This is a genomic window from Actinomyces sp. HMSC065F12 (assembly GCF_001814535.1).
Classification (GTDB): domain Bacteria; phylum Actinomycetota; class Actinomycetes; order Actinomycetales; family Actinomycetaceae; genus Pauljensenia; species Pauljensenia radingae_A.
Genome location: NZ_KV816999.1, coordinates 1,843 through 4,775 on the forward strand (window position 1 = coordinate 1,843; position 2,933 = coordinate 4,775).

3 protein-coding genes are annotated in these 2,933 nt (G+C 57.6%); 1 reads left to right on the forward strand and 2 read right to left on the reverse strand.

Annotated features, from left to right (window positions below):
- A partial coding sequence (locus HMPREF2975_RS07575; RefSeq protein ID WP_070726922.1) for a phage antirepressor occupies window positions 1-684 on the reverse strand: 684 nt, incomplete at its 3' end.
- 156 nt (window positions 685-840) lie between these two features.
- On the opposite strand from HMPREF2975_RS07575, the gene HMPREF2975_RS07580 reads away from it, so the two are divergent.
- The gene (locus HMPREF2975_RS07580; protein WP_048708039.1) at window positions 841-1,023 is read left to right on the forward strand and encodes a hypothetical protein; all 183 of its coding nucleotides are present in this window, start codon (window positions 841-843) and stop codon (window positions 1,021-1,023) included.
- Between the two features lie 3 nt (window positions 1,024-1,026).
- Here HMPREF2975_RS07580 and HMPREF2975_RS07585 read toward each other — a convergent pair.
- A partial coding sequence (locus tag HMPREF2975_RS07585; protein WP_227469321.1) for a DNA polymerase occupies window positions 1,027-2,933 on the reverse strand: 1,907 nt, incomplete at its 5' end.

Here is a 2,933-nt window from a genome sequence, read left to right on the forward strand (position 1 = left end):
GGTCCAGTACATGTGGGTGCGGGTCTGGCCTTCGCCGTATTCGTGGGTCTTGGACTGGGTGTATCCCTGCTCGGCGTACTTCGCGTACAGGAACCACCGGCCCGACTGATGGAACTGCACGCGAGCATCACGCAGGATCCGGTTGAGCTTCTTCGCGGAGAGTCCGTAGTCCTTCGCAATCGCAGTCGTCGTCAACAACGAATCCGATTGCAACACAACGTCGTAGTACGAGACTTTCGGTTCCGCTTCGAGCAGGGCTTGCTCTGCTGCCAGGCGCTTGGCCCGTTCGGCCCGCAGAGTGGCGATGGCATGCTCCAGGAATTCATCGTCAGCGAGTAGTTCGTCGTATGCGTACATGCCGTGGCGGCGAATCGTCGGCAACACCTCATCGAACACCCAGGCTTCGAACTTCTGTGCTGCCGGGAGCTTTGAAGAGATGATGAGGCGATAGAGGTCACCTTCGGTAATGAAGGTGGCTTCTTGTTCGCGTCCCATGGCATCGACGATGGGGTAACGTTTTAGACCCCCATCGGCGCGAGCATGATCGCGTACTGCCTTGCTGGCGTTAACGTAGCCGAGCGCAGTGGCGACGTCCTTCCCACAAAACAGCGTCTGGCCATCATTGGTGATGGTGCGGATGGTGCCGAACACGTCGTTGGTGAATGTTTGAATCTGGTTTCCCATGGCGGGGTTCCTTCCCGAGACCCCGTCGAGAAAAAGTCGTGCCGGGCGGCACAAGGAGTTAAGGGCCTCACCCCACTGCCGACGAACCTAAAAGTGTTAAATCCATGCAGGGTATACCCCGCAGACAAACAGTGCTACACGAGCGATCATGGAGATATGGGTGAGATTGATAAAGCCACGGTGTGGGCGATGGCAATGCGCATGCGTCTCTTTGCGTTCTTGGAATACTTACACGATCTTGACAACGATCCAGCGCCCTCTGCTGCGAATCAGCAGATCGCCGCGTATCTTCGAGAGTTCATGGAAACCGACCCGAAGCTGCTGCTCGGCGACGAGTAGGAGTTAGTCCTTGCGGTAGTAATCGCATTCGTAGCCGTCGGCGTCGAGTGGGAGCCCTGCTGCCCAGTCGGGCGGTGTTGTCATGAGCTCGCACGCGTCAGCAACGGTGAAGCCCGAATCTGTGGGTTCGTCGATAACGATTTCGTCGTGAACATGCATCACAATCTGGTGCCCTGCCTCGGCGACTGCGTGCATGCCAACCACGAGCAGATCACGAGCGATCGCCTGCACGATATTCTCAACCAACTTCCCTCCGTAGGTTTCGAGATGTCCCCATTTTCTGGCGGTGGTGGTGCCGGTGTAGGTGATGGATGTGCCGCCCCAACGGTTCTCCCCAAGACGCGGCTGCACATACGCAAGTCGTCTGTCTGAGGGGAGTTCGATGAAGAGAATCCCGGACTCGACGGTAAATCGCAGATTCCGCAGCCGGATCGGCTGGCGCAACGTGATTGCAGCGATAGCGGCTTCTTCGACGTCTGCCCAGAGCTGCACGACGTGTGGGTTAGCTTGCCGCCAGGCGTCCACGATCGGTTTGAGCTCATGCTTGGCTAAACCCATGGTGAGTGCTCCCATGCGCTCCAAAGCGCCCGTTGAGCCGCCAAAACCACAAGCCAAAACTGCTAATTTTCCTTTCTGCCGAAGCTCACCATTAACGCCGTGTTTTTCGACTGGCACTCCGAACATACGGCTCGCGGTTTCGCAGTAGAGGTCTTTACCTTCACGGAAGGCTTGAAGGGTGGTGGTTTCTCCTGCGAGCCATGCGATGACACGTGCTTCAATTGCAGAGAAATCAGCAACGATGAACCTGTGCCCAGGTGAAGGGATAAACGCGGTACGGATGAGTTGGCTGAGGGTGTCGGGCACGGACTCGTACAGAAGCTCAAGGGCATCGAGGCTGCCTGTTCTGACGAGCGATCGGGCTTGGTCAAGATCAGGCAAATAATTCCTGGGGAGGTTCTGGACTTGGACGAGGCGTCCGGCGAAACGTCCGGTACGTCCTGCGCCGTAGAACTGGATGAGCCCACGTGTACGGCCATCGGATCCTGCGACGTTTTGCATGGCCTGGTATTTCTTGACGCTTGATTTCGCTAGATCGCCGCGAAGTTCGAGGACTTCTTTCACCTCACCGGTCGCAGTATCGAGGGCTGCATCGACGTCGGCTTTGGTCAGCGATTCGAGTTCGCAGCCGTGCTCGCTCAGCCATTGTTTGAGCTGGATCGGCGAGTTCGGATTCTTCAACCCAGTCAATGTCTGTGCCCGAGCGAGTGTCGCGTTGCGGTGGTGCTCATCCACCCCGACCGCGTTATCAACCAGCGTGTGGTCGAGAAGAATCCCGGCATCATTAATGCGTTGGTCGAGCGTGTAGGTGTCCCATTCGGACTCCGGCATCGGAAAAGACGCCAGTCTGTCGTGGATGGCTTGTTCGACTTCGACGTCGCGCCGGTTGTAGTCGATAAACCGTGCCCAGCCGGTCGGGTCAGCTGATGGTGGGTTCCTGTGTTTGCCGCCGTTCAGGACTGAGGGTGTGGCGGGTGTGCAGAACTGCTTGATCAGCTTGCGCCCCGCAGAATCTTTTTGGACGTCAAGCTTCAAAACTGTGGCTACTGCATCGAGGCTCATCGGGAGACCAAGGTAGGCCGACCAGATCATGGTGCAGCGCCACTGCCTTGGGCCAAGAAACCCATCAGCGAGAAGCTCGGGATGATGAGTGCGTAGCCAAGCGGACAAGCAGACTCGCTCGAAGGCGGCGTTATGCGCCCACTTCACGACGGACGGATCAACTAAAGCCGCCAGAACCTCATCGGGCAGGGTCTCGCCGCTGGCAAGATCCACTATTTCGACTGGGCCGCCGTCAATCGAATAGCCGAACAGGAGTAGCTCGAAGTCTGGGTGCTCGGCATACGGGTAAA

Coding starts and splice junctions, on each gene's coding strand:
- HMPREF2975_RS07580 (WP_048708039.1), top strand. CDS start 841: ATGGGTGAGATTGATAAAGCCACGGTGTGGGCGATGGCAATGCGCATG.